We start from the raw sequence: 26,812 nt of genomic DNA, 5'->3' as shown, positions 1-26,812 counted from the left end.
CCTAAAACAGCACCTCTAAGCGCCGATCGATAGAGACTTCCTGTGCCGTCAGGCGAACGCCATAAGCCAGCACCTCGACACCGGCCGCTACCGCCTCCCTCAGGGCTACGGCATACCCCGGATCAATCTCCTCTGCCGGACGCACTGCTTCTATACCCGAGAGATTGACGCAATACAGCTGAACCGCACGTACCCCCTCCCGAGCCAGGCTTGCCAGTTCACGCAAGTGCTTGGCGCCGCGCTGGGTCACCGCATCGGGGAACGCCGCCACTGCGCAACCATCGAACCCCAGAGTGACACTCTTGACCTCGACATAGGCCGGACCGCACGGGTAATCCAGGCGAAAATCGATGCGACTGTTCTCCTGCCCATAAGGCACCTCGCGCTTCAACCCGGTGAAGCCGTTCAATTCATTGATCAGACCCGCCCTCAACGCCTCTTCAACCAGGCTGTTGGCCCGCCCGGTATTGACGCAGGCCAGACGACCTTGAGGCGTTTCACTGATTTCCCAGGTGCCCGGCAGCTTGCGCTTGGGGTCGTTGGAACGGCTGAACCACACCTGCCCGCCTTCAACCATGCAATTGAACATCGAGCCGGTATTGGGACAGTGAATCGTCATCTGTTCGCCCGCAGCGGTTTCGATGTCTGCCAGGAAACGCTTGTAGCGACGCAGCAGACGCCCTTCTTCCAAGGGAGGATCGAAGCGCATCAGCCTTGCCAGCTCTGCAGGCCACGGGAGATACGCTGCACCGCTTCCTGGAGGCGCTCCAGGCTCTGGGTGTAGGCGAAACGCACATGGTGTCCCGCCTGGTGACGACCGAAGTCCAGGCCGGGAGTGAAGGCCAAGTGCTCGGTCTCCAGGAAGTGCCGGCAGAAAGCAAAGGCATCACCACCAAAAGCGCTGATATCGGCGTACAGATAGAAGGCTCCTTCAGGCTCCACGGCGATACCAAAGCCCAACTCGCGCAAGGCCGGGAGCAGGAAATCCCGGCGGCGCCCGAATTCGGCACGACGCTCCTCAAGCATGCTGATGGTTTGCGGCTCGAAACAGGCCAGAGCAGCGTACTGGGCCATGCTCGGCGCACTGATGTAGAGGTTCTGCGCCAGTTTCTCCAGCTCACCCACAGCCGCAGGCGGTGCCACCAGCCACCCCAGGCGCCAGCCGGTCATGCCGAAATACTTGGAAAAACTATTCAGGACGAAAGCGCTGTCATCCACTTCCAGCACGCTGGCGGCATCAGTGCCATAGGTCAGGCCGTGGTAGATCTCGTCCACCACCAGATGTCCGTTGCGAGCCTTGATCGCAGCGGACAGGCCCGCCAGTTCATCACGACTGAGCACAGTCCCGGTAGGGTTCGCCGGGGAAGCAACCAGGGCGCCGACGCTGTCCTGATCCCAGTAACGCTCCACCAAGTCAGGAGTCAGTTGATAACGCACATCCGGCCCTACCGGCACCAACTGCGCAGCACCTTCCACCAGACGCAGGAAATGCCGGTTGCACGGATAGCCCGGGTCAGCCAGCAGCCAGTGCTTGCCCGGGTCCACCAGCAGGCTGCTGGTCAGCAGCAACGCACCAGAACCTCCGGGAGTGATCATGATCCGCTCGGGGTCGATATCCAGGCCATAACGCTGCTGGTAGAAACCGGAGATTGCCCCACGCAGCTCCGGGATACCTCGCGCCGCGGTGTAACGAGTCTTGCCGGCACTCAAGGCCGCCTGCCCGGCCTTGATGATCGGCTCGGCGGTGGTGAAGTCCGGCTCGCCGATCTCCAGGTGAATCACATCATGTCCAGCGGCTTGCAACTCATTGGCGCGGGCCAGCAGGGCCATGACATGGAAAGGTTCGATAGCGCGACTGCGCGCGCTGTAGGGCAGAGCCATTAGCCTTCCTTTATTCGAGGGGGAGCAAAAGTCCGATTCTACCCATCCAGTGAAGCTCGGGAGAACCCAACCCTATCCATGCGGTCTGTTGCCTTGCGCCAACTGGTGCAAACAGAAACCGCAGATTTGACTAAAATCAACGATTGAGCGGACCGATCTGCAAGCCATGCCAGAGTTTTCCCGTGTCTACGGACTGCGACTGGACACAGGCTCGACAACCGGGAGTAGCGCGCTCTGGTTTGATCTGGTAAGTTCGCCCGCTTGCAGCCGCAGGGCCGGCAAGTGTCGGAGATGGAGCAATCCTGCGCAATGGATTACAAGAGTAGAGGCGGTCCATTCATGCCCACCCAAGCAAAGCAACAGATTCAATCGATCAGCGGTTTTGAACCTTATGTTGAAACTGCGGGCGAAGAGTACATGGGCAAGCCCATGCGTGAGCACTTCACCAAGATCCTGAACAAGTGGAAACAGGACTTGATGCAGGAAGTCGACCGCACTGTTGATCACATGAAAGATGAAGCGGCCAACTTCCCTGACCCGGCCGACCGTGCCAGCCAGGAAGAAGAGTTCAGCCTTGAACTGCGCGCCCGTGATCGTGAGCGCAAGTTGATCAAGAAGATCGACAAGACCCTGCAGCTGATCGAAGACGAAGAATACGGCTGGTGTGAATCCTGTGGTGTCGAGATCGGCATCCGCCGGCTGGAAGCCCGCCCAACCGCCGATATGTGCGTTGATTGCAAGACCCTGGCGGAAATCAAGGAAAAACAAGTCGGCAAGTAATCGCCGGCCTGAACCTGAAACGGAGCGTATACACGCTCCGTTTTCGTTTCCGCCTTGCGCTGTAGAAGCGAGCTCACTCGCAAAAGCAATCCCCCCGTTCCTGTCATCACTCCGGGGCCAGCCCCGATAGCATCCTGCCCATGACTGCCTCCACATCTCCTTCTTCATACATCGGACGCTTCGCCCCCACCCCCAGCGGCTACCTGCATTTCGGCTCGCTGGTTGCAGCCCTTGCCTCCTATCTGGATGCACGAGCTGTCGGCGGCCGCTGGCTGGTGCGCATGGAAGACCTCGATCCGCCCCGGGAAGAACCCGGCGCCCAGGCAGCGATCCTCAAGGCCCTGGAATGCTACGGTTTCGAATGGGACGGTGACATGGTCCGTCAGAGCGAACGCCACACTGCCTATGCCGAGGTGCTCAACCGCTTGTTCAACCAGGGCCTGGCCTATGCCTGTACCTGTTCACGCAAACAGCTGGAGCCCTACCACGGCATCTACCCGGGCCTGTGCCGCAACCTCGGCCATGCCCGAGAGCATGCAGCGATCCGCCTGCGCGTGCCGGAGCTGGAGTACCGCTTCACCGACCGGGTCCAGGGCGAGTACCGCCAGCACCTGGGCCGGGACGTGGGGGACTTCGTGATCCAGCGCCGGGATGGCCTCTATGCTTATCAACTGGCCGTGGTGCTGGACGACGCGTGGCAAGGCATCACCGACATCGTCCGTGGTTCTGACCTGCTGGACTCCACACCGCGTCAGTTGTACTTGCAGGAATTGCTGGGGCTGCCTCAGCCGCGTTACCTGCATGTGCCGCTGATCACTCAGCCGGACGGCCACAAACTGGGCAAGTCCTACCGCTCGCCACCACTGAGCGAAGATCAGGCGCCGCCCTTGCTATTGCGAGCGCTGCGGGCCCTGGGGCAGACAGCGCCAAGCGAACTGGCCGATGCCAGCGTGGCAGAGATCATGCGCTGGGGTACTGCGCACTGGGATGCAAGCTTGATTCCACGCACACTGAGCGTGCCGGAAGCCCAATTGAGCTGACGCCCCTTGCAGCTTGGCGCCCATCCGTTACCATCGCCGCACGTTTTCGGGCACGCACACAATAAAGAGAGGCCGAGATGTACATCTATCGCTTGGTCCTGCTCCTGGTAGTGGGGATCTATCTGTTCTCCCCCGCCATCATGGATTGGTGGATCGATGCTACTGGCGCCTGGTATCGCCCGTATCTGCTCTGGCTGATTCTGATCGTCGTGACCTTCATCCTGCAGAGCCAAAAAGATGCCGATGAGCTTTAGCCTGACCCAGATGATCCTGATCAGCGCCGCCTACTTGCTGGTGCTGTTCGGGGTGGCCTGGATCAGTGAGCGCGGCATGATTCCGCGCTCGATCATTCGCCACCCGCTGACCTACACCCTGTCGTTGGGGGTCTATGCCAGCGCCTGGGCCTTCTACGGCACGGTGGGCCTGGCCTATCAGTACGGCTACGGGTTCCTCTCCAGCTACCTGGGGGTGTCCGGGGCCTTCCTGCTGGCGCCGGTGCTGCTCTATCCGATCCTGAAGATCACCCGCACCTATCAACTGTCATCCCTGGCGGACCTGTTCGCCTTCCGTTTCCGCAGCACCTGGGCCGGCGCCCTGACCACCATCTTCATGCTGGTAGGAGTCCTGCCCTTGCTGGCCCTGCAGATCCAGGCAGTGGCCGACTCGATCGGCATCCTCACCCATGAACCGGTGCAACATCGAGTAGCGCTGAGCTTCTGCGCGCTGATCACCCTGTTCACGATTTTCTTCGGTTCACGACACATCGCTACCCGGGAGAAACATGAAGGCCTGGTGTTCGCCATTGCCTTCGAATCGGTGATCAAGCTGATCGCCATCGGCGGCGTCGGCCTATATGCGCTGTACGGGGTCTTCGATGGTCCGCAACAGCTGGAACTCTGGCTGCTGCAGAACCAGACCGCCCTCGCCGCGCTGCACACTCCACTGCAAGAGGGCCCGTGGCGCACCCTGCTGCTGGTGTTCTTCGCCTCGGCGATCGTCATGCCGCACATGTACCACATGACCTTTACCGAAAACCTCAACCCCCGAGCCCTGGTCAGCGCCAGCTGGGGGTTGCCGCTGTTCCTGCTGCTGATGAGCCTGGCGGTGCCGCTGATTCTCTGGGCCGGACTCAAGCTCGGCGCCACCACCAATCCGGAATATTTCACCCTGGGCATAGGTATCGCCGCCAATAGCCCAGCCCTGGCGCTACTGGCCTATGTCGGCGGGCTCTCGGCCGCCAGCGGCCTGATCATCGTCACCACGCTGGCCCTGTCGGGGATGGCCCTGAACCATCTGGTGCTGCCGCTTTACCAGCCCCCTGCAGAAGGCAACATCTATCGCTGGCTGAAGTGGACCCGTCGCGCCCTGATCGTCGCCATCATCATGGCCGGCTACGCCTTCTACCTGCTGCTGGGAGCCGAACAGGACCTCGCCAACCTGGGCATTGTCGCCTTCGTCGCTACCCTGCAATTTCTTCCCGGCGTGCTTTCGGTGTTGTACTGGCCGACCGCCAACCGTCGGGGCTTCATTGCCGGGCTGCTGGCGGGGATCCTGGTCTGGCTGGTGACCATGCTGCTGCCTCTGATCGGCAACCTGCAGGGTTTCTATATCCCGCTGCTGAACATGATCTACGTCCTCGACGACACGAGCTGGCACATGGCGGCCATCGCCTCGCTGGCAGCCAACGTACTGATGTTCACCCTGATTTCGCTGTTCACCAACGCCAGTACCGAGGAAACCAGCGCCGCCGAAGCCTGCGCCGTGGACAACGTGCGGCGCCCGCAACGACGGGAACTGCATGCCGCCTCGCCCCAGGAGTTCGCCACCCAACTGGCCAAGCCGCTGGGAGCCAAGGCCGCGCAAAAGGAAGTGGAACAGGCCCTGCGCGACCTGTATCTGCCTTTTGACGAACGCCGCCCCTATGCCTTGCGGCGTCTGCGTGACCGTATCGAGGCCAACCTGTCCGGCCTGATGGGACCGAGTGTCGCCCAGGACATGGTGGAAACCTTCTTGCCCTACAAGGCCGGCGGAGAAAACTATGTCACCGAAGACATCCATTTCATCGAGAGCCGCCTCGAGGACTACCACTCACGCCTGACCGGCCTGGCCGCCGAGCTCGATGCCCTGCGCCGTTACCACCGACAAACCCTGCAGGAACTGCCCATGGGCGTCTGCTCCCTGGCCAAGGATCAGGAAATCCTCATGTGGAACAAGGCCATGGAGGAGTTGACCGGCATTCCCGCTCAGCATGTGGTGGGATCGCGCCTGAGCACCATCACCAATCCATGGAAAGACCTGCTGCAGGGCTTTATCAACTTGCCGGACGAGCACTTGCACAAGCAGCATCTGGCCCTCGACGGCCAGACTCGCTGGCTGAACCTGCACAAGGCGGCCATCGACGAGCCGTTGGCTCCGGGTAACAGCGGCCTGGTGTTGCTGGTGGAAGACCTGACCGAAACCCAGACCCTGGAAGACAAGCTGGTGCACTCCGAACGCCTGGCCAGTATCGGACGCCTCGCTGCCGGGGTGGCTCACGAGATCGGCAATCCGATCACTGGCATCGCCTGTCTGGCGCAGAATCTGCGGGAGGAGCGCGAGGAAGACGGTGAGCTGACGGAAATCAGTGAGCAGATCCTCGAGCAGACCAAGCGCATTTCGCGCATCGTCCAGTCACTGATGAGCTTTGCCCACGCCGGTAGCCATCAGCACAACGACGAAGCCGTCTGCCTGGCCGAAGTTGCCCAGGACGCCATTGGCCTCCTGGCCTTGAACCGGCGCAATTTCGAAGTGCAGTTCTTCAATCTGTGCGATCCCGACCACTGGGTCGATGGTGATCCGCAGCGGCTGGCGCAGGTACTGATCAACCTCCTGTCCAACGCCCGCGACGCCTCTCCTCCCGGCAGCGCGGTACGCGTCAAGAGCGAGGCTTTCGAACACACGGTCGATCTGATCGTGGAAGACGAAGGCAGCGGCATTCCCAAGAACATCATGGACCGATTGTTCGAACCGTTTTTCACCACCAAGGACCCTGGGGAAGGTACCGGACTGGGCCTTGCACTGGTCTATTCCATCGTTGAAGAGCATTATGGACAAATCACCATCGACAGCCCGGCCGATCCACAAAGCCAACGCGGCACCCGTATTCGGGTGACCTTACCGCGTCATGTCGAAGCGACGTCCGCTGTGAACTGAGACCGTCGAGAGAATTGAATCAATGCCGCATATTCTGATCGTCGAAGACGAAACCATTATCCGCTCCGCCCTTCGCCGCCTGCTGGAACGCAACCAGTACCAGGTCAGCGAAGCCGGCTCGGTGCAGGAAGCCCAGGAACGCTTCAGCATTCCCACATTCGACCTGATTGTCAGCGACCTGCGCTTGCCTGGCGCCCCCGGCACCGAACTGATCAAGCTCGGCCAGGGCACTCCTGTACTGATCATGACCAGTTACGCCAGCCTGCGCTCGGCTGTGGACTCAATGAAAATGGGTGCGGTGGACTACATCGCCAAACCTTTCGACCACGATGAAATGCTCCAGGCCGTGGCCCGGATTCTCCGCGACCGACAAAGCGCCGAGAACGCACCGGCAGATCGTCCAGCCACCAAGACGGGGAGCGTTGCGGACAAGGCCGGCGCCAGCAACCACAACGGCGAAATCGGCATCATCGGTTCCTGCCCGCCCATGCAGGACATGTACAGCAAGATCCGCAAGGTGGCGCCAACAGATTCGAATGTCCTGATCCAGGGCGAGTCTGGTACCGGCAAGGAACTGGTGGCCCGGGCACTGCACAACCTCTCCAAGCGGGCCAAGGCCCCCATGATCTCGGTGAACTGCGCGGCCATTCCGGAAACCCTGATCGAGTCCGAATTGTTCGGCCATGAGAAAGGCGCGTTCACCGGCGCCAGCGCCGGGCGTGCAGGCTTGGTGGAAGCGGCGGACGGCGGAACACTGTTCCTCGACGAAATCGGGGAGCTGCCACTGGAGGCCCAGGCGCGCCTGCTGCGGGTTCTGCAGGAAGGCGAGATCCGTCGCGTGGGGTCCGTGCAGTCGCAAAAAGTCGATGTCCGCCTGATTGCAGCGACTCACCGCGACTTGAAAAGCCTCTCGAAAATCGGCCAGTTCCGTGAGGACCTGTATTACCGCCTGCACGTGATTGCCCTGAAACTGCCCGCCTTGCGCGAGCGCGGCGCCGACGTCATTGAAATCGCCAATGCCTTCCTCGCCCGCCAGAGCGCACGCATAGGCCGCTCGGACCTGAAGTTCGCCGCCGACGCCGAACAGGCTATTCGCCATTATTCCTGGCCAGGAAACGTGCGTGAACTGGAGAACGCTGTAGAACGCGCGGTAATCCTGTGCGAAAGCCCGGAAATCTCCGCTGACCTGCTGGGGATTGATATCGAGCTGAGCGACCTCGAAGACGATGACTTCGTCGGCCTGCCAGCGCAACAGGGCAACACCAGTCACGAGCCCACCGAGGACCTGTCCCTGGAAGACTACTTCCAGCACTTTGTCCTCGAACACCAGGACCACATGACCGAGACCGAATTGGCACGCAAACTGGGCGTCAGCCGCAAATGCCTTTGGGAACGTCGCCAGCGCCTGGGCATCCCGCGGCGCAAAAGCGGGGTAGCCAGCGAAAGCTGAACCCAGGCTGACCCGAGTGTGGGTAACGCTCGACTTTGTGAAAAAAACTGTTACCTGTGTAATTGGACGTAACAAAAGCCGGGGCTAAAGGTAACGAAGCCCCGGTTTTTTTTGGCCTGAAAAACACCACCCGGCACGCCTAACCCCTTGTTTTACTGGGGATCGCAAAAGTTGGCACGGCAACTGCTATGTGTTTAGTACAAGAACAATAACAAGCAATGCACAAGACAATAAAAATAAGACGAATCGACTCACGCATAATAAAAACAACACGGCGGAGGCGCAGCTAACTGATTCTTTTGGAGAGGCGTTGTATTTGGGGCATGCCCCACAACCAGGCCGAGAACAACAAAAACTGCCCTAAGGCAGAGCCTGAACTGGTTGGATCGAAAGGTCATTGCAACTCAGCGATCAAAGCAATCCGTTTGCTCTTGGCTCCCGATTGGGAGGGTCACTCTGGATAACCTCAGTGACAAGGGCGTTTAACAAAAACAAGAAGCCCGAAACCAATAATAAAAATAGAGCACGCAACTATTCTGGGGGAGCTTCGGCTCCCCTTGTGGTTTCCAGAATTCGCATTTCCCCCAAAAAAACCTACGCCAGCCCTGCTAGATCGCACCTTTGCGCAGGCCTGCACAAGTCGCGGCAGCTTCCTACACCATCCTTCGACTAAATGCTAGAATCCCCGCCCATCATGCGGTCATTCTTCGTTTTGGCCGAACATTCCTTCAAACAGTGCATCCCATGCTGAAGAAGCTGTTCCAGTCATTCCGTTCTCCCTTGCGTCGTACGCAACATAAACGCAGCACCCCTGAAGTGCTCAATAGCAGCCAACATTCGCTGCAACGTGCCCAGTTCAGCCGGTATGCGGTAAATATCGTCGAACGCCTGCAGAACGCCGGCTACCAGGCGTATCTGGTGGGTGGCTGCGTGCGCGACATGCTGCTCAACATCACCCCGAAGGATTTCGACGTCGCCACCAGCGCTACACCGGAGCAGGTCAAGGCCGAGTTTCGTAACGCACGGATCATTGGCCGTCGTTTCAAACTGGTGCATATCCACTTCGGCCGCGAAATCATCGAGGTCGCGACTTTCCGCGCCAACCACCCGCAGAACGACGATGAGGAAGACAGCAATCAATCCTCCCGTAACGAAAGCGGGCGAATTCTGCGGGATAACGTCTACGGCACCCTTGAAGAAGACGCGCAACGCCGCGACTTCACCATCAACGCCCTGTATTACGACCCGGTCAGCGAACGCATCCTCGATTACGCCAATGGCGTACACGACATTCGCAACAATCTGATCCGCCTCATCGGCGACCCTCGGCAGCGCTACCAGGAAGACCCGGTGCGGATGCTGCGTGCCGTGCGATTCGCGGCAAAACTCAACTTCGGTATCGAAAAGCACACCGCAACGCCGATCCGCGAACTGGCTCCCATGCTGCGGGAAATCCCTTCCGCACGTCTGTTCGAAGAAGTGCTCAAGCTGTTCCTCTCCGGCTATGCGGCCGACACCTTCGAAATGCTGGTGGACCTGCAACTTTTCGATCCATTGTTCCCAGCCAGCGCCGAAGCCCTGGAATACAACCCGACCTACACCCATACATTGATCAGTGAAGCCTTGATCAACACTGATTTGCGAATCAAGCAGAACAAGCCCGTGACTCCGGCCTTCCTGTTCGCCGCCCTGCTCTGGCCGGCCCTGCCCGCCCGGGTCCTGCGCCTGCAGGAGCGCGGCATGCCGCCAATCCCGGCCATGCAGGAAGCGGCCCACGAACTGATCGCCGAACAGTGCCAACGCATTGCCATTCCCAAGCGCTTCACCATGCCGATCCGCGAAATCTGGGACATGCAGGAACGGCTGCCACGGCGCAGCGGCAAGCGCGCCGACCAGTTGCTGGACAACCCGCGCTTCCGTGCCGGCTACGACTTCCTGCTGCTGCGTGAAAGCGCAGGTGAGCAGACTGACGGCCTGGGTGAATGGTGGACCGACTACCAGGACGCCAATGACTCCGAACGCCGCGACATGATCCGCGACCTGAGCGGCAAGGAAGACGCCAGCGGCGCACCACGCAAACGTCGGCGCAGCAGCGGTGCCAAACGCAAGCGTGCAGGCAGCTCCAGCGCTTCAGGCGAGTAATGGATGGAACGCATCTACATTGGCATGGGCAGCAATCTGGCTGCCCCTGAAGAACAACTGCGCAGCGCACTCGAGGCCTTGGCGCAGTTGCCCGCAAGCCACTTCCACGGCGTGTCGGCCTTCTATCAAAGCGATTCCCTGCTGCCCGGCCAGCCGCGCTACACCAATGCCGTGGCGGCGCTGGACAGTGACCTGGAGCCCTTGGCACTGCTTGATGCGCTGCAGGCCATCGAAAACCAGCAAGGCCGAGAACGTCATGAACGCTGGGGCCCTCGCACCCTGGACCTGGACATCCTCCTGTTCGGCGACCGCCTGATTGACGAACCGCGCCTCAAAGTCCCTCATTACCATATGCAGGCCCGCCCCTTTGTCCTCTATCCCCTGGCGGAACTGGCCCCCTCTGAATTGCAACTGGCCGACGGACGTACCCTGCAGGAGCTGCTCGACGCCTGTCCATTTGTCGGCCTGGAACGGCTGAAATAACCGCTGAAACGCATCAGTAACGGCGGTAACACTCCCGGCGTAACAAGGCGGTAACACATCTAATTGACTTCCAGAGTCCTCATCACGACTATAGGCGTCCCGTTGCCGCCATCCCGGCGTTAAAGGGCGCAATTCAAGCGAGGCTTGTTCGCGGCGACCCCAGGAAACGCTAGGCCAAGGCGCTTGTGCAACGGCGGTGGCACCCGCTGGTACACAGCCCCTTCTGGGCACAGAATAAGGCGTCCAACGCCACCAGCGCGAATCCCGGTACCGCTTTCAAATCGCTTGGAACCAGGCTGTATAAGCACGACAAAAGACCGTGCGCCTGAATAACGAAGAATCACGCGCGTTACTCGCAGTAGTTTCCAAAGCGCCTGAAATGAGGACCCCTTTTCATGCCAGACATCACTCTGACCACCCTGCAAAGCCTCAAGCAGAAAGGTGAAAAGATCACCATGCTGACCTGCTATGACGCCACCTTCGCCCACACCTGCTGTGAAGCCGGCGTCGAAGTCCTGCTGGTAGGCGACTCCCTGGGCATGGTGTTGCAAGGGCACGACAGCACACTGCCCGTGAGCAACGCCGATATGGCCTATCACGTCGCGGCGGTCAAACGCGGCAACAACGGCGCTTTGATCCTCGCCGACCTGCCCTTCATGTCCTATGCCACCCCCGAACAGGCCCTGAGCAGCTCGGCCCAGTTGATGCAGGCCGGGGCGCACATGGTCAAGATCGAAGGTGCCGCCTGGCTGGCCGAATCGGTTCGCCTGCTGAACGAACGCGGCGTTCCGGTCTGCGTACACATGGGGCTGACCCCACAAACAGTGAATGTGCTGGGCGGCTACAAGGTCCAGGGGCGCAACGAGAGCCAGGCGCGGCAGATGCGGGCCGATGCCATTGCCCTGGAGCAGGCCGGTGCCGCCATGTTGCTGCTGGAATGCGTGCCCAGCGAGCTGGCGGCGGAAATCACTCAAGCGGTGAAAATCCCGGTGATTGGCATCGGTGCCGGCAGCGCCACCGACGGCCAGGTGCTGGTGCTCCACGACATGCTGGGCCTGTCTCTGAGCGGTCGCTCGCCCAAGTTCGTGAAGAACTTCATGGCCGGCAAAGACAGCATCCAGGCGGCGTTGAGTGCCTATGTCGAAGCGGTCAAGGCCGTTACCTTCCCAGGCGCCGAACACGGGTTCTCTGCATGAATACAGTCAAAACCGTGCGCGAGTTGCGCGCTGCGGTCGCCCGTGCCCGCAGCGAAGGCAAGCGAATCGGCTTCGTCCCCACTATGGGCAACCTGCACAGCGGTCACGCCGCCCTGGTGGCCAAGGCCGCCCAGCGAGTGGATTTCGTGGTGGCCAGTATCTTCGTCAACCCGCTGCAGTTCGGCGCCGGCGAAGACCTCGACAAGTATCCGCGGACCCTGGCCGCCGACCAGGAGAAACTGCTCGAAGCCGGCTGCCATCTACTGTTCGCCCCCAGCGTCGAAGAGATGTACCCCGACGGCATGGCTGGACAGACCCGGGTCAGCGTGCCACAGCTCTCCGAAGGCCTGTGCGGCGCCAGCCGCCCTGGTCATTTCGAAGGCGTGGCCACGGTGGTCAGCAAGCTGTTCAACATGGTCCAGCCGGACCTTGCCGTGTTCGGCCAGAAGGACTACCAGCAGTTGGCGGTCATTCGTGCCCTGGTGCATGACCTGAACATGCCGATCCAGATCATCGGCGAGCCAACGGTGAGGGCCACCGACGGCCTGGCCCTGTCTTCGCGCAATGGCTACTTGAGCGCAGAGCAGCGCGCCATCGCCCCCGTGCTGTACCGCAGTCTGAGCCAAATCGCTCAGGCCATTCGGGATGGCGAGCGTGACTATCCGAGGCTACTGGCCGAGCAACAGCAGCAGCTCGAGGCGGCCGGCCTGCGACGGGACTACCTGGAAATCCGTCACGCGAAAAACCTGCGTCCCGCCACTGCCGAAGACCGTGATCTGGTGATTCTGGTGGCGGCTTATCTGGGCGCAACACGCTTGATCGACAACCTGCATCTGGACCTCGACACGCCGGCATGACCGCCTGATTGCCCGAACGCCAACCTTCGGGCAAACTGCCGCCGGCTGGGGCCTGCAGCTGATACTGCAGGTCCTGTTCGAGGATCCGACCCAGGAATTTCCTATGCGTGCCATCTTGCCCAGGGTGAAAGCGATCTGCTCAGTGTCAGACCACGCAGGCGGTAGATGCCCCCGGCAACGAGCGGAGCCACGAAACCATGGGGTCCCCGTTGAAGCCAGCCGATTCCAACCCCGTTTATTCCCGCTGAAAGCCCCCATGCAGCCCTGATTGGCCCCGCCAGTACAAAATAGTACCGGCCACAAGGCGCACAAAGCCAAGACAGAACAGCACGCTGGAGTTACTGTTATCGCCCTGGGTGATTAATCGAATCAGCACAGGACTGAAGGAACGAGGTCCTTGAGACCGCGCAGGACGTTCCGGGCTTCTCAGTGTCCAAAAAGGCAGTTCAAGCAAAAGGAAAACCGCAGCGATGGCGTACTACCGCACTCCTCACGACGTTACCGCTCTGCCCGCCTGGCAAGCGTTGAAAGACCACCGCCAAGCCATGCAGGATTTCAGCATGCGCGAGGCGTTCAATACCGATCCACAGCGCTTCAACCAATTTACCCTGAGCAGCTGCGGACTGTTTCTCGACTACTCGAAAAACCTGATCACCAGCCAGACCCGCGATCTGCTGGTGAATCTGGCCAAGGAAGTCGGTCTGGCCGATGCCATCAAGTCCATGGTGACCGGTGAGCTGGTCAACGCCTCCGAAGGCCGTCCGGCGCTGCACACTGCACTACGCCGTCCAGTGGGCGACAAGCTGTCGGTCAATGGCGTCAACGTGATGCCGGAAGTACACAAGGTACTGAACCAGATCACCGAGCTGGTCGGGCGCATCCACGACGGCCTGTGGCGCGGCTACACCGAGAAACCCATCACCGACGTGGTCAACATCGGTATCGGTGGGTCGTTCCTCGGCCCGGAGCTGGTGTCCGAGGCGCTGTTGTCCTATGCCCAGAAAGGCGTGCGCTGTCACTACCTGGCCAATATCGACGGTAGCGAGTTCCATGAGCTTTCGGCGAAAATCCGTGCAGAAACCACGCTATTCATCGTTTCTTCAAAGTCATTCAACACCCTCGAAACCCTGAAGAACGCTCAGGCGGCGCGAGCCTGGTACCTGGCCCAGGGCGGCTCCGAAGCCGAATTGCACCGCCACTTCATCGCCGTATCGAGCAACAATGCGGCCGCCGTGGCCTTCGGCATTCGTGAAGAGAACATCTTCCCAATGTGGGACTGGGTCGGTGGACGCTACTCGCTGTGGTCCGCCATCGGCTTGCCGATCGCACTGGCCATCGGCATGTCCAACTTCAAGGAACTGCTGTCCGGTGCCTACACCATGGACCAGCACTTCCAAAGCGCACCGTTCGAGCAGAACATGCCGGTACTGCTGGCCTTGCTGGGAGTGTGGTACGGCAACTTCTGGGGAGCGCAAAGTCACGCGATCCTGCCGTACGATCACTACCTGCGCAACATCACCAAGCACTTGCAGCAGTTGGACATGGAATCCAACGGCAAGAGCGTGCGCCAGGACGGTACCCCGGTGGCCACCGATACCGGCCCGGTGATCTGGGGCGGCGTAGGCTGCAACGGTCAGCACGCCTATCACCAGTTGCTGCACCAGGGCACCCAGCTGATTCCGGCCGACTTCATCGTGCCGATCGTTAGCTTCAACCCGGTGGCTGACCACCACCAGTGGCTGTACGCCAACTGCCTGTCCCAGAGCCAGGCGCTGATGCTGGGCAAGACCCGCGCCGAAGCCGAGAGCGAACTGCGCGAGAAAGGCCTGAGCGAAGCCGATGTGGCAAAACTCGCGCCGCACAAGGTGATTCCCGGCAACCGTCCGAGCAACACCCTGGTGGTGGAGCGCATCAGCCCGCGGCGCCTGGGCGCCCTGGTAGCGCTGTACGAACACAAGGTCTTCGTGCAAAGCGTGGTCTGGGGTATCAACGCCTTCGACCAGTGGGGCGTGGAGCTGGGCAAGGAACTGGGCAAAGGCGTCTACAACCGTCTGGTCGGTAGCGACGAAACCCTGGCCGACGATGCTTCGACCCAAGGCCTGATCAACTACTTCCGCGGCCGTCACCGCGGCTGATCAACCTTCTCTGTCCCGGGAGCCGCCACGCCGGCTCCCGTCCGGGCCCCGGCCCTCACCCCCTTGAACCTTCCTGACACTTGTGCGCACCCTTATGGCTTGTCGCAAAACAAGAATAAGGAACCGTCATGTTCGATATCAGCACTTTTCCGAAAGCCGATGCCGTCCGCCGGGCGGCGCAAATGAGTCAGGACGACTACCACCACCTCTACCGCCAATCCATTGAGCAGCCAGATGTGTTCTGGGCCGAGCAGGCCAAGCGTTTCCTGCACTGGAGCAGCCCCTGGGACAGCGTGCACAGCCACGACATGCGCACTGGCGAGGCCAGTTGGTTCCGTGGCGGCCAACTCAACGTCAGCTACAACTGCATTGATCGTCATCTGGAAAAACGCGGCGATCAGGCAGCCATCATCTGGGAAGGCGATAACCCCGCCGACTCACAGCGCATCACCTACAAAGAACTTCACGGGCATGTCTGCCGCCTGGCCAACGTGCTGAAAAGCCGTGGCGTGAAAAAAGGCGACCGGGTGTGCATCTACATGCCGATGATTCCCGAAGTGGCCTACGCCATGCTCGCCTGCACCCGGATCGGTGCCGTGCATTCGGTGGTGTTCGGCGGCTTCTCCCCGGAGGCCCTGCGCGACCGGATTCTCAACGCCGACTGCCGCACCCTGATCACCGCCGACGAAGGCGTGCGCGGCGGCAAACAGATTCCCCTCAAGAGCAACGTCGACAAGGCCCTGCTCAGTTGCCCGGACGTCAGCAGCGTGGTGGTGGTCGAGCGCACCCTTCACCCGGTGAACTGGGTGGAGGGCCGCGACATTCACTACCAGCAGGCCGTAGCCGCGGCCAGCGACCAGTGCGCCCCCGAGCCGATGGACGCCGAAGACCCGCTGTTCATCCTCTATACCTCCGGCAGCACCGGCAAACCCAAAGGCGTTCTGCATACCACCGGCGGCTACCTGCTACAGGCCGCCATGACCTTCAAGTACGTACTGGACTACCGCGACGGCGAGGTCTTCTGGTGCACCGCCGACGTCGGCTGGGTCACCGGCCACAGCTATATCCTCTACGGCCCCTTGGCCAACGGTGCCACCACGCTGATCTTCGAAGGCGTGCCCAACTACCCCAGCACCTCGCGTTTCTGGGAGGTGGTGGACAAGCACCAGGTGAACATCTTCTACACCGCCCCTACCGCCCTGCGGGCCCTGATGCGCGAAGGCAACGACCCCGTGCAACGCACCTCCCGCAGCAGCCTGCGGCTCCTGGGCAGTGTTGGCGAACCGATCAACCCGGAAGCCTGGGAGTGGTATTTCAATGTCGTGGGCGAGCAGCGCTGCCCGATTGTCGATACCTGGTGGCAGACCGAGACCGGCGGCATCATGCTCAGCCCCCTGGTCAGCGCCCGACAGGTCAAACCCGGCTGCGCCTCGACGCCGATGTTCGGTGTACAACCCGTGTTGCTGGACGACCAGGGCAAGGAAATCCAAGGTGCCGGCAGCGGCATCCTGGCGATCAAGGCCAGTTGGCCGGCACAGATACGCAGCGTCTACGGCGATCCCAAGCGCATGATCGAAACCTACTTCGCGCCTTACCCCGGCTACTACTTCACCGGTGACGGCGCGCGCCGGGACGAGGACGGCAGCTATTGGATCACCGGACGCATCGACGACGTGATCAACGTCTCCGGGCACCGCATCGGCACCGCCGAAGTGGAAAGCGCCCTGGTGCTTCACGACGACATCGCCGAGGCCGCCGTGGTCGGTTACCCCCACGACCTCAAGGGCCAGGGGATCTATGCCTTTGTCACGCCCATGCAAGGCATCGAACCCGACGAGGAACTGAAAAGGCAACTGCTGGCCCTGGTCAGCCGTGAAATCGGCAGCTTTGCCAAACCGGAGCTGATTCAGTGGGCCCCGGCCCTGCCGAAAACTCGCTCGGGCAAGATCATGCGGCGTATCCTGCGCAAGATCGCCTGCAACGAACTGGAGACCTTGGGGGATACCTCGACCCTGGCGGACCCCAGTGTGGTGGAAGGCCTGATCGACAAGCGCCTGAACGCTTGAAACCGGCGCGGCCACGGCCGCGCCTTTTTTCACTACCCGCACCGAGCTGTCATGGAATTCATTCGCAGCCGTATCGAAAGCCAAGTCATGAGCTTGTCTGGCCTCTCCCTGGGGCAACTCGACCTGGAGCATCCCAAGGGCGACCCCGGCCTGTTCGGGCCGGGCTCGGTCAGTTGGCAGGTACACGCCGATTTCAGCAGCATGCTGATCGGCGGCATCAGTGCCTTGCTGATGCAAGCCCTGCACCCCCTGGCCCTGGCCGGGGTCTGGGACCACTCGAACTTTCGCCAGGACATGATCGGCCGCCTGCGCCGCACCGGCCAGTTCATTTCCGGCACCACCTTCGGCTCCCGTCAGGACGCCGAATGGCTGATCGAAAAAGTACGTACTATTCACCTGCATATCGTGGGCACCGCTCCTGACGGCCGTCCTTACGCCGCCAGCGATCCAGACCTGCTGACCTGGGTGCATGTGGCGGAAGTCAGCAACTTTCTCGCCGCCCACCTGCGTTACCTCAACCCTCGCCTGTCAGGGGCAGACCAGGACCGCTACTACAACGAGATCGCGCTGATCGCCGAACGTCTCGGCGCCCGGGATGTGCCCCGCTCGCGGCGGGCGGTGGCCGACTACCTGCAGGCCATGCGTCCGCAACTGCTGTGCGACGATCGCAGTCGCGAGGTTCTGCGCCTGCTACAGGCGGCTCCAGCTCCCAGTCGCCTGGCCAAACCTTTTGGCTCATTGATGATGCAGGCCGGTATCGACCTGCTGCCGGACTGGGCCAGCTCCATGCTTGACGTCAATCAGACCCCGCTGCAACGCCAACTGATTCGAGCCAGCGTCAAACGCAGTACGCCGATGCTGCGCTGGGCGGTGCGGGACAGTTCGGTGCATCGAGCGAAACGACGCATGGGTCTGTAGAAGAAGACCGCTCATGCACAACACGCCCGGACAGTTCGCAATTGGCCGACCAGCCCCACGCCGTACCCAACATGACCCTGAACAAAGTCTGCGGCTCTGCCCTCAAGGCCTTGCACTTGAGCGCCCAGGCCATTGGCTGCGGCGATGCCAAAGTGATCATCAGCGGCGGCCAGGGCGTGGCATTGGCCATAGAGTCCGAGAGATCGCCTTCGCCAGCACTTGGCTCCTACAACGGGCAGGAGGCTGGTAAACTGCGGCGCCTTATTCCTCTTCTCCAAGGCGCCCTGCATGTCTTCCTTGAATCAGGCGCTGCGCGCCGCCCTCGATCACCGTCAAGACCTGCTCGCCGAACTGCACCAGCAAGGCACCGACTGCTATCGCCTGTTCCACGGCAGCCAGGAAGGCGCCGGTGGCCTGACCGTCGACCGTTATGGGCCGCAGTTGCTGGTACAGAGCTTTCACCAAACGCTGGAACGCGATGCCCTGCTGCAATTGCACGAGACCATCAATCAACAGCTGAACCTGTCGACCCTGCTGGTCTACAACGATCGCTCCCGCGGCAACTCGCGTATCGACCGTGAAGACTCGGTATACCGCGCCGACGACAGTGCCCTGGAGGATCTGGTCGGCCATGAATGGGGGTTGAATTATCGTGTCCGTGGCCGTCATGCCGGGCAGGACCCGTTGCTGTTTCTCGATCTGCGCAACGCTCGCGGCTGGGTCAAGCAGCACAGCGCCGGGAAAAGCGTGCTCAATCTCTTCGCCTATACCTGCGGTGTCGGCCTCTGCGCTGCGGCCGGAGGCGCCCGGGAGGTCCTCAACCTGGACTTCGCCGAAGGCAACCTGACGGTAGGCCGGGAAAACGGCCAGCTCAACCCGCAGCTACCCGGCATGCAGTTCGTGCAGTCGGACTACTTCCCAGCAATCCGCCAACTGGCGGGCCTGCCCATCAGTCAGCGACGTGGACAGAAGCTCCCCAGCTATCCGCGTCTTGAACAACGCCAATACGATCTGGTCTTGCTGGACCCTCCGGCCTGGGCCAAGAGTGCCTTCGGCACCGTCGACCTGCTGCGCGATTATCAGAGCCTGCTGAAGCCGGCGCTGCTGGCCACTGCCGAAGAGGGTGTGCTGATCTGCTGTAACAACCTGGCCAAGGTGTCGTTGCAGGACTGGCGAGAACAAGTGCTGCGCTGCGCCGAGAAAGCCGGGCGGCCAGTACGCGATTGCCAGGTCCTTGCCCCTGCTGCGGACTTCCCTTCCCAGGACGGACAACCGCCGCTGAAAACACTGATCCTGCAACTTTGATCAGGGGCAAAAAATCTGAACAATCCTGAAGACTGCGATGGTTTCGGAACCGTAAACGCGTGCCATACTCCAAGGCACTTCCGATCCAGATAGATGAAGCCTCGCATGACCAAAGGATTGATTCGCGCTCTCTGCGCCTTGTTGACCGCTCTCGCCCTTTACAGTCTGCTGGGCTTTCTGATTTTGCCGGGCATCGCCTTGCGGGTGGCCAACCAGCAACTGGCCAACTACGCCACGACCCCGGCCCATATCCAGCGTATCGAACTCAACCCCTTCAGCCTGGAACTGACCCTCTGGGGCCTGAGCGTCGGCGAACCGGGCAAGGAACAGATTGCCTTCCAGCGCCTCTACGCCAATCTGCAATTGGACAGTCTGTGGAAACGCGCTCTGCATCTGGCGGACATCGAACTGGACCAGCCCAAGACCGAGATCCTCTTCGACAAGGAAGGCAAGCTCAACCTCCTGGCCCTGTTCAAGCTGCCTGCCAGCGAACCGACCCCGAGCGATCCCGACGCCAAGCCATTTCCCGTTCGCATTGAACGCATCAAGCTGGCGGGCGGCTATCTGCACTTCAAGGACCTGCGCCCCAGCGAGCCCATCGAGTTTCTCTACAACAAGCTCGACTTTGAACTGAAGAACCTCAGCACCCTGCCGGATGACAGCGCCGACATGACCCTGATGGCCACCGGCCCGGAAGGTGGACAGATCGACTGGAGCGGCAACTTCAGCGTGACCCCGCTGGCTTCCGAAGGCACCTTGAAAGTCACCGACGGCAAGATGAAAGCCTGGTGGCCCTATGTACGTGACGCCGTGCCGCTGGTGCTGGAAGACGGCGTGGTCAACCTCAGCACCCACTATAAATTCAGCCTGACCAAGGAAACCGAACTGCTGCTGGACAACACCTCCATCAGCGTTGCGCCATTCGCCATCAAAGCCCCGGACGGTCGCCCGCTAGCGCGCCTGGAGCGCCTGGACATCAGCGAAGCGACGGTGGACCTGGCCAAGCAGCACGTCATAGTCGGCAAGATCCGCAGCCAGAAACTGGAGACCTGGGCCGCCCTTGAAGCCGATGGCCAACTGGACTGGCAAAAGCTCTTCGCCAGCCAACCCGCCAAGCCGGCAGCCAAGCCTCAGCCAGCCACAGCCGATACCCCCAAGGAACCCGCAGTCCCCAGCAAGCCCTGGCAGGTACTGCTCAAGGATGTGGAACTGCGCAACTATCAGGTGCACCTGGCCGACCGCCAAGCCAAACCGGCCGTGGCGCTGGATGTTGGCCCGCTGAACCTGGATCTGAAAAACTTCGACAGCCTCAACCAGTCGCCTTTCACCCTAAAGCTCGATACCGGCCTGGGTAAACAAGGCAAGGTCAGCGCCACCGGCGAAGTCAATCTCAACCCCATCACCGCCAAGCTCAAGGTGCAGACCAAGGACATCGACCTGCGGGTCGCCCAGTCTTACATCAGCCCGTTCATTCGCCTGGAACTGCGCAGCGGCATGCTCGGCAGCGACCTGGCAGTGGACCTGAAGAAAGTCGAACCGTTGACCTTCAGCATCACCGGCCGGGCCGAAGTGGATCAGTTGCACACCCTGGACACCCTCAAGACCCGCGACTTCGTGAAGTGGAAACAAGTGGTGGTGGAGGGCCTGAACTATCAGCACGGTGACAGCCTGACCATCAGCCAGGTCAACCTGATGCAGCCTTATGCGCGCTTCATCATCAACGATGACCGCACCACCAATATCGACGACCTGCTGATTCCACAACCTGCAGGCGGCAGCAGCAAATCCTCGGGCAAGCCCGCCCCAAGTTCCAGCAAGCCACTGGGTATTCACATTGGTAAAATCGCCATCAACGATGGTTCGGCCAACTTCGCCGACCTGAGCCTGACACCAAACTTCGCCACGGCAGTCCAGCAACTCAACGGGCATATCGGCACCATCGACAGCCGCCAGGCCAAGCCGGCGGAAGTCGACGTCAAGGGCAAGGTCGACCGCTACGCTCCAGTGACCATCAAGGGCAGCGTCAACCCCTTCGATCCAATGGCCGCACTGGATATCGCCACCAGCTTCAAGCGAGTGGAGTTGACCACCCTGACGCCCTATTCCGGAAAATTTGCCGGTTTTCGTATTCGCAAGGGCCGACTCAACCTCGACTTGCACTACATGATCACCAAGGGCCAGCTCAAGGCCGAGAACAAACTGGTGGTCGAACAACTGCAACTGGGTGAAAAGGTCGACAGCCCAGACGCCGTAGACCTGCCAATTCGCCTGGCCGTGGCCCTGCTGAAAGACACCGACGGCAAGATTTCCATCGAGTTGCCAATTTCCGGCGACCTCAACAACCCACAGTTCAGCGTGATGCCAATCGTCTGGCAGACCCTGCGCAACCTGGTGCTGCGAGCAGCCCAGGCCCCCTTCAAGTTCATTGGCGGCCTGGTCACCGGCGGCGACTCTGAAGACCTGAGCAGTGTGTCTTTCGCGCCTGGCTCCAGCGAACTGAGCAAAGAGTCCGAGTCAGCCCTCACCACCCTGGCCAAGGCCCTCAAGGAGCGTCCGACCTTGCGCCTGGAGATCGAAGGCACCAGCGCCCAGAGCAGCGATGGTCCGCTGATCGCCGAACAGCGTCTGGAGCGCGAGTACCAGTACAACTACTACAAGATCCTGCAACGGCGCGGCGACAAGGTGCCGGCCCAGGCGTCCTTGCTGCAGGTTCCCGAGGGCGAGAAAGCGCCATTGCTGGAAGGCATTTACCGCACCCGCCTGAAACAGCAACCTCCGGCCGAATGGACCCAGCTCAGCCGCGACGAGCGCAGTGCCAAACTGCGTGAGGGGCTGATCAAGTTCTGGAGCGGCAGTGACGTGTTGCTGCGCCAACTGGGCCAGGAACGGGCCAGCAGCATCAAGGACTTCCTGGTGGACAAGGGCCAACTGGCCGATGACCGGGTCTACTTCATCGATGCCAACCTCGGCCAGGCCGAAAGCGACGGCAAGGTGATCACTCCGCTGCACCTGGACAGCGAGTAAGGCCCGCGCCGGCCTCAAGCAGCGCCAATTCCCGCCCAATAGAACAGGCCCCGACACAAAGTGCCGGGGCCTGTAATGATCACATCCTTGTGATCTTCCGCATGAACCTTTGAAAGCAGCGGCAGACGTATCGCTTGGCTCGTCTACCGCGCCCTCTCCCTGTCCAGGCGAGAAGCTTGGAGTCTTACTCGGCTTTCAGGCCGTCGGCAGAGACCGCTTGAACGCCCTTGATTTTCTTGGTGATTGCCACTGCTGTGGCTTTCTGCGCCTCGGTAATGGCAACAGTGGACGACAGCGAGACGACGCCCTTGTTGGTTTCAACCTTGATGTCAGTGCCAGGAATGCCTTTCTCGGTTACCAGATCGCTTTTCACTTTGGTGGTGATCCAGGTATCGGAGGTGGCCTCTTTGGCCTTGGTCACTTCACCGGCAGCCACGACCATAGGCGACTGGGTGCTTTGAGTGGTCTGCGCAAATGCTGCGTTGGACATGGTCAGGGTCAGAGCGGTAGCAGTTGCAGCAGCGATAGCGAACTTCTTCATACGAGTAACTCCTGTTCTTTTAGAAAGCCTGCGCCGTGTCCTGGCAACAGGGTTATGAGGGATATTGCAGGTGCTGTGCCAAGTCCAGACCACATAAAAACCCCATAAAAAACAATAAGTTACAGATAAGTCGAAGAATCAGCATCATGCAAAATGCATGACCACACAACAATCTGCATGCAAGTTGCGGCTTTTTTCGACGCAGTTCATCAAGCCCACACCCAACAGCCTGCCAGGACTCAGGTGTCGTGCGCGGCACAGCCCTTGGGCGCATAGTCGGCCTCCACTGTGGTGTTGCACGTCCATCCCGAAGATGGCGAACGGCTGAGTACCAGAGTCTTGTTCAACACTGCCCCCGGAGCATTGAGGAGGGTACAGCCGATACTGCCTTCACCGGTGGCGGCAGTGCCCTCGGCGCTCATTCGGCAGTTCAACGTCAAGGGCGTGCCACCGGCGAGGGCCAGAGTTGGGTCGATTCCCTGATTAAGCAGGTCCTCGATATTGACCTTCAGCGCTGACGCCTCGGCCAACGCGGCCATCATCTTGGCCCGCACCTGGTACTTGGAATACAGCGGCATCGCCACTGTGGCGAGAATGCCGATGATGGCCACCACCACCAGCAATTCGATCAGGGTAAAAGCGGATTGATGTTTCATGAGTTGCCTCCTGGCAAGAATGCTCCGTGGGTAATCAGCAAGGCTAGAAGCATGCCCTGTGCCAAGCTCAACCCCACGGAATTCAAGGCCTGCAGCACTGATAGCCCATGACCTTGAGTACGAGGAGTTGCACAAACTGACAAATTTCGTCATCTAGCGCCCCTATGCGTCAGGTACCCGGCGGCTAGGCTTCAAGAAGCTCACCCCTGCATCAAGGATTGAACCATGGCGGTAAAAGCACCTGTGGCCAGCGTCTATCTCTGGCAAGGCACCGACGGCCAGGGCCACAAGTTGGCCGGCGAGCTGAGCGCTGCAAACCCGGCGCTGATCCGAGCTCAGCTGCGCAGGCAAGGCATCACTCCAACCCGGGTACGCCGCAAGCCCAGGGCCTGGCTCCGATCGGGCCAACGGATCAAGGCACGGGAGATCGCCCTGTTCACCCGGCAACTGGCAACCCTGATGCAGGCCGGAGTGCCACTGCTGCAAGCCTTCGAAATCATTGCCGAGAGCTTCGTCCAACCGCCGATGCGCCAACTGCTGGCCAGCCTCAAACGCGACATCGAGGCTGGCTCAAGCCTGGCCACAGCGCTGCGCCGACATCCGCGCCACTTTGACGAGCTGTACTGCAATCTGGTGGAGGCCGGCGAACAGTCCGGCGCCCTGGATACCCTGCTGGAACGGGTCGCCACCCATAGGGAAAAAAGCGAGAACCTCAAGGCCCGGGTAAAAAAGGCCATGGTCTATCCCGTGGCGGTGATCGGCGTGGCCGTCCTGGTCAGCAGCATCCTGCTGATCAAGGTGGTTCCCCAATTCCAGAGCCTGTTCGCCGGGTTCGACGCCCAATTGCCGCTACTGACCCAATGGGTCATCACCCTTTCCCATGTCATCCAGAACCACGGCGGATGGTTGCTCAGCGCCGGCCTGCTGATGGGAGTAGGGATCAGGCAGGTTTATCGGCGCTCGGAGCGCCTGCGGGACCGTGTGGATCAGGGACTGCTACGCCTGCCCTTGGCCGGCCCGCTGCTGTACAAGGCCGCAGTGGCCCGCTACGCCCGTACGCTGGCCACCACCTTCGCGGCTGGCGTGCCTCTGGTCCAGGCCCTGGATTCAGTGGCCGGAGCCAGCGGCAACAAGGTCTTCAGGCAAGCAGTGGAACGCATCCGCCAACAAGTGGCCAGTGGCATGCAACTGAACTTTGCCATGCGCGCCAGCGGCGTCTTCCCTACTATGGCGATCCAGATGACCGCCATCGGTGAAGAATCCGGAATGCTGGATCATCTGCTGGAAAAAGTCGCAGCACATTATGAGGTCGAGGTGGACCACCTGGTCGACAGCCTGACCAGCCTCATGGAGCCGTTGATCATGGTCATCCTGGGCAGTATCGTCGGCGCCCTGGTGGTTGCCATGTACCTGCCCATCTTTCAACTCGGCACAGCGATCTGAACATGTCCTTGACTGAAGCCATGACCCTTTACCCCCTGGCCTTCGTGACTGCGGCCCTGGTACTGGGGCTGCTCGTAGGCAGTTTTCTGAACGTGCTGGTGTGGCGCCTGCCGAAAATGCTTGAACGCGATTGGCGGGCTCAAGCCCACGAAGTGCTGGGACTGCCCCCGGAGCCTGTGGCGGCGCCCTACAACCTGCTGCTGCCCCACTCCCAATGCCCCCACTGCGCACAACCGATCCGCCCCTGGCAAAACATTCCCCTGCTCAGCTATCTGTGGCTGCGGGGTCGTTGCGCCCACTGCAGGACCGCCATCAGCCGGCGATACCCACTAACCGAACTGGCTTGCGGGCTGACCTCGGCGTACGTCGCCTGGCACTTCGGTTTTGGCTGGCCCGCGGGCCTGCTGCTGATCCTCAGTTGGGGGTTACTGGCCATGAGCCTGATCGATGCCGATCACCAACTACTGCCAGACGTGCTGGTGTTGCCACTGCTGTGGCTGGGACTGATCGCCAACAGCTTCGAGGTACTGGTGAGCCTGGAGGACGCCCTGTGGGGCGCGGTACTCGGCTATCTGTGCCTGTGGTCAGTGTTCTGGCTGTTCAAATTGCTGACCGGCAAGGACGGCATGGGCCACGGCGACTTCAAGCTGCTAGCGATGCTTGGCGCCTGGGGCGGCTGGCAAATCCTGCCGCTGACCTTGCTCCTGTCCTCTCTGGTGGGAGCGATTCTCGGCACTGTCATGCTGCGCCTGAACCGGGCCAAGACCTCGACGCCCATCCCCTTCGGCCCCTTTCTGGCCATTGCCGGCTGGATTGCCTTGCTCTGGGGTGGTCAAATGACCGACTTCTATTTGCAGTTTGTCGGTTTCCAATGACTCGCTCCGTAAACACACCCTGGACCCTCGGCCTCACCGGCGGCATCGGCAGCGGCAAAAGCGCTGCCGCCCAGCACTTCATCGACCTGGGAGTGCATGTGATCGATGCCGATCACGCCGCTCGCTGGGTGGTGGAACCGGGCCGCCCGGCCTTGGAACAGATTGCCCAGCACTTTGGTGACAGCGTGCTGCAGGCCGACGGCCAACTGGATCGCGCGGCACTGCGCAAGTTGATCTTCGAAGTCCCCGAACAGCGTCGCTGGCTGGAGGCGCTATTGCACCCGCTGATTGCCGAGGAGATCGTCAGCCATCTGGCCCGTGCCGAATCGCCTTACGCGATCCTGGTGTCGCCACTGCTGATCGAGTCAGGCCAGTTCCGGATGACCCAACGGATTCTGGTGATCGATGTGCCGCAACAATTGCAGATCGAACGCACCTTGCAGCGCGACCAGATCAGCGAACAGCAGGTCCAGGCGATTCTCCAGGCCCAGGCCAGCCGCGAGGAGCGCCTGCGTCACGCCGACGATGTGCTGGTCAACGACCGCGATCACGCCTGGTTGCGCAGCGAAGTCGAACGCCTGCATCACTTTTACCTAACTTTGCGTGGAGGCCAGTCATGAGCCAACCCCTGACCGTCGAATGCCCAACCTGTGGCGCCCCCGTGGAATGGACCGCGACCAACACCAACCGGCCGTTCTGTTCCGACCGTTGCAAATTGATCGACCTGGGGGCCTGGGCCGCCGAGGAACACAAGATTCCAGTGAGCCCGGATGCCGAGGACGAACTGTTCTCGGAGGAACTGCCGCCCCGCGCTCACTGAATGCTCGA

22 protein-coding genes and 1 pseudogene are annotated in these 26,812 nt (G+C 60.9%); 19 read left to right on the top strand and 4 right to left on the bottom strand.

Annotated features, from left to right (window positions below; translation table 11 throughout):
* Nucleotide 1: 1 nt before the first annotated feature.
* Both sfsA and J5M73_RS27940 read right to left on the bottom strand, forming a co-directional pair.
* Entirely contained in the window at nt 2-709 is a 708-nt protein-coding gene (gene sfsA / locus J5M73_RS27945; RefSeq protein WP_102865493.1) for a DNA/RNA nuclease SfsA, read from the bottom strand.
* A complete protein-coding gene (locus J5M73_RS27940; RefSeq protein ID WP_102865492.1) occupies nt 709-1,881 on the bottom strand; it encodes a pyridoxal phosphate-dependent aminotransferase in 1,173 nt (390 codons plus the stop codon). The genes sfsA and J5M73_RS27940 overlap by 1 nt, the downstream gene beginning before the upstream one ends.
* 339 nt (nt 1,882-2,220) lie before the next feature.
* Here J5M73_RS27940 and dksA point away from each other — a divergent pair, with 339 nt between their 5' ends.
* The 15 genes and pseudogenes from dksA (at nt 2,221) to J5M73_RS27865 (ending at nt 22,469) form a co-directional block, all read left to right on the top strand.
* On the top strand, nt 2,221-2,661 hold the full coding sequence (gene dksA, locus J5M73_RS27935) for an RNA polymerase-binding protein DksA (protein WP_011063504.1): 441 nt from the start codon (nt 2,221-2,223) through the stop codon (nt 2,659-2,661).
* Nucleotides 2,662-2,801: 140 nt separating this feature from the next.
* Nucleotides 2,802-3,701: a tRNA glutamyl-Q(34) synthetase GluQRS gene (gluQRS, locus tag J5M73_RS27930; protein WP_102865491.1), complete on the top strand. Its 900-nt coding sequence runs from the start codon at nt 2,802-2,804 to the stop codon at nt 3,699-3,701.
* 77 nt (nt 3,702-3,778) lie between these two features.
* Nucleotides 3,779-3,955: a hypothetical protein gene (locus J5M73_RS27925; protein ID WP_003176118.1), complete on the top strand. Its 177-nt coding sequence runs from the start codon at nt 3,779-3,781 to the stop codon at nt 3,953-3,955.
* Nucleotides 3,939-6,893: a sensor histidine kinase gene (locus J5M73_RS27920; protein ID WP_162884092.1), complete on the top strand. Its 2,955-nt coding sequence runs from the start codon at nt 3,939-3,941 to the stop codon at nt 6,891-6,893. The genes J5M73_RS27925 and J5M73_RS27920 overlap by 17 nt, the downstream gene beginning before the upstream one ends.
* A gap of 22 nt (nt 6,894-6,915) precedes the next feature.
* A complete protein-coding gene (locus tag J5M73_RS27915) occupies nt 6,916-8,343 on the top strand; it encodes a sigma-54 dependent transcriptional regulator (RefSeq protein ID WP_102865489.1) in 1,428 nt (475 codons plus the stop codon).
* A 744-nt stretch (nt 8,344-9,087) separates the two neighbouring features.
* Complete coding sequence (locus J5M73_RS27910) at nt 9,088-10,485, top strand: polynucleotide adenylyltransferase PcnB (protein ID WP_102865488.1); 1,398 nt, start codon at nt 9,088-9,090, stop codon at nt 10,483-10,485.
* 3 nt (nt 10,486-10,488) lie between these two features.
* Entirely contained in the window at nt 10,489-10,968 is a 480-nt protein-coding gene (folK, locus tag J5M73_RS27905) for a 2-amino-4-hydroxy-6-hydroxymethyldihydropteridine diphosphokinase (protein ID WP_102865487.1), read from the top strand.
* A gap of 395 nt (nt 10,969-11,363) precedes the next feature.
* Nucleotides 11,364-12,164 carry a 3-methyl-2-oxobutanoate hydroxymethyltransferase gene (gene panB, locus J5M73_RS27900; RefSeq protein ID WP_102865486.1) on the top strand — a complete coding sequence of 267 codons (801 nt, stop codon included), beginning with the start codon at nt 11,364-11,366 and terminating at the stop codon, nt 12,162-12,164.
* Entirely contained in the window at nt 12,161-13,021 is an 861-nt protein-coding gene (gene panC, locus J5M73_RS27895) for a pantoate--beta-alanine ligase (RefSeq protein ID WP_102865485.1), read from the top strand. Before panB ends, panC begins: the two co-directional genes overlap by 4 nt.
* Before the next feature lie 470 nt (nt 13,022-13,491).
* Nucleotides 13,492-15,156: a glucose-6-phosphate isomerase gene (gene pgi, locus J5M73_RS27890; RefSeq protein ID WP_102865484.1), complete on the top strand. Its 1,665-nt coding sequence runs from the start codon at nt 13,492-13,494 to the stop codon at nt 15,154-15,156.
* Between the two features lie 128 nt (nt 15,157-15,284).
* Nucleotides 15,285-17,222, top strand: coding sequence for an acetate--CoA ligase (gene acs, locus J5M73_RS27885; RefSeq protein ID WP_102865483.1), 1,938 nt, complete (start codon nt 15,285-15,287; stop codon nt 17,220-17,222).
* 51 nt (nt 17,223-17,273) lie between these two features.
* Nucleotides 17,274-18,140 carry an oxygenase MpaB family protein gene (locus tag J5M73_RS27880; protein WP_102865482.1) on the top strand — a complete coding sequence of 289 codons (867 nt, stop codon included), beginning with the start codon at nt 17,274-17,276 and terminating at the stop codon, nt 18,138-18,140.
* 53 nt (nt 18,141-18,193) lie between these two features.
* A pseudogene (locus J5M73_RS27875) lies at nt 18,194-18,337 on the top strand (beta-ketoacyl synthase N-terminal-like domain-containing protein); the annotation flags it as partial.
* Between the two features lie 91 nt (nt 18,338-18,428).
* Entirely contained in the window at nt 18,429-19,445 is a 1,017-nt protein-coding gene (locus tag J5M73_RS27870) for a class I SAM-dependent methyltransferase (RefSeq protein ID WP_102865481.1), read from the top strand.
* Nucleotides 19,446-19,550: 105 nt separating this feature from the next.
* Nucleotides 19,551-22,469, top strand: coding sequence for a DUF748 domain-containing protein (locus J5M73_RS27865; RefSeq protein WP_102865480.1), 2,919 nt, complete (start codon nt 19,551-19,553; stop codon nt 22,467-22,469).
* 184 nt (nt 22,470-22,653) lie between these two features.
* Here J5M73_RS27865 and J5M73_RS27860 read toward each other — a convergent pair whose 3' ends face one another.
* Both J5M73_RS27860 and J5M73_RS27855 read right to left on the bottom strand, forming a co-directional pair.
* The gene (locus tag J5M73_RS27860; protein ID WP_102865479.1) at nt 22,654-23,010 is read right to left on the bottom strand and encodes a BON domain-containing protein; all 357 of its coding nucleotides are present in this window, start codon (nt 23,008-23,010) and stop codon (nt 22,654-22,656) included.
* Nucleotides 23,011-23,249: 239 nt separating this feature from the next.
* On the bottom strand, nt 23,250-23,666 hold the full coding sequence (locus tag J5M73_RS27855) for a pilin (protein WP_102865478.1): 417 nt from the start codon (nt 23,664-23,666) through the stop codon (nt 23,250-23,252).
* Between the two features lie 225 nt (nt 23,667-23,891).
* Between J5M73_RS27855 and J5M73_RS27850 the strand changes: the two genes are divergently transcribed.
* Genes J5M73_RS27850 through yacG form a run of 4 tightly spaced genes read left to right on the top strand, consistent with a single transcriptional unit; the run spans nt 23,892 to nt 26,804 of the window.
* The gene (locus J5M73_RS27850) at nt 23,892-25,109 is read left to right on the top strand and encodes a type II secretion system F family protein (protein ID WP_102865477.1); all 1,218 of its coding nucleotides are present in this window, start codon (nt 23,892-23,894) and stop codon (nt 25,107-25,109) included.
* 2 nt (nt 25,110-25,111) lie between these two features.
* The gene (locus J5M73_RS27845) at nt 25,112-25,984 is read left to right on the top strand and encodes an A24 family peptidase (RefSeq protein ID WP_102865476.1); all 873 of its coding nucleotides are present in this window, start codon (nt 25,112-25,114) and stop codon (nt 25,982-25,984) included.
* Entirely contained in the window at nt 25,981-26,604 is a 624-nt protein-coding gene (gene coaE / locus J5M73_RS27840) for a dephospho-CoA kinase (RefSeq protein ID WP_102865475.1), read from the top strand. Before J5M73_RS27845 ends, coaE begins: the two co-directional genes overlap by 4 nt.
* Nucleotides 26,601-26,804 carry a DNA gyrase inhibitor YacG gene (yacG, locus tag J5M73_RS27835; RefSeq protein ID WP_102865474.1) on the top strand — a complete coding sequence of 68 codons (204 nt, stop codon included), beginning with the start codon at nt 26,601-26,603 and terminating at the stop codon, nt 26,802-26,804. The genes coaE and yacG overlap by 4 nt, the downstream gene beginning before the upstream one ends.
* The last annotated feature ends 8 nt before the right edge of the window (nt 26,805-26,812 follow it).

It is taken from the genome of Pseudomonas sp. 50_B, from assembly GCF_017491625.1.
In the GTDB taxonomy this organism is placed as follows: domain Bacteria; phylum Pseudomonadota; class Gammaproteobacteria; order Pseudomonadales; family Pseudomonadaceae; genus Aquipseudomonas; species Aquipseudomonas danubii.
Note: the sequence above shows the minus strand (reverse complement) of the source record. Positions and strands in the feature narration are given on the sequence as shown.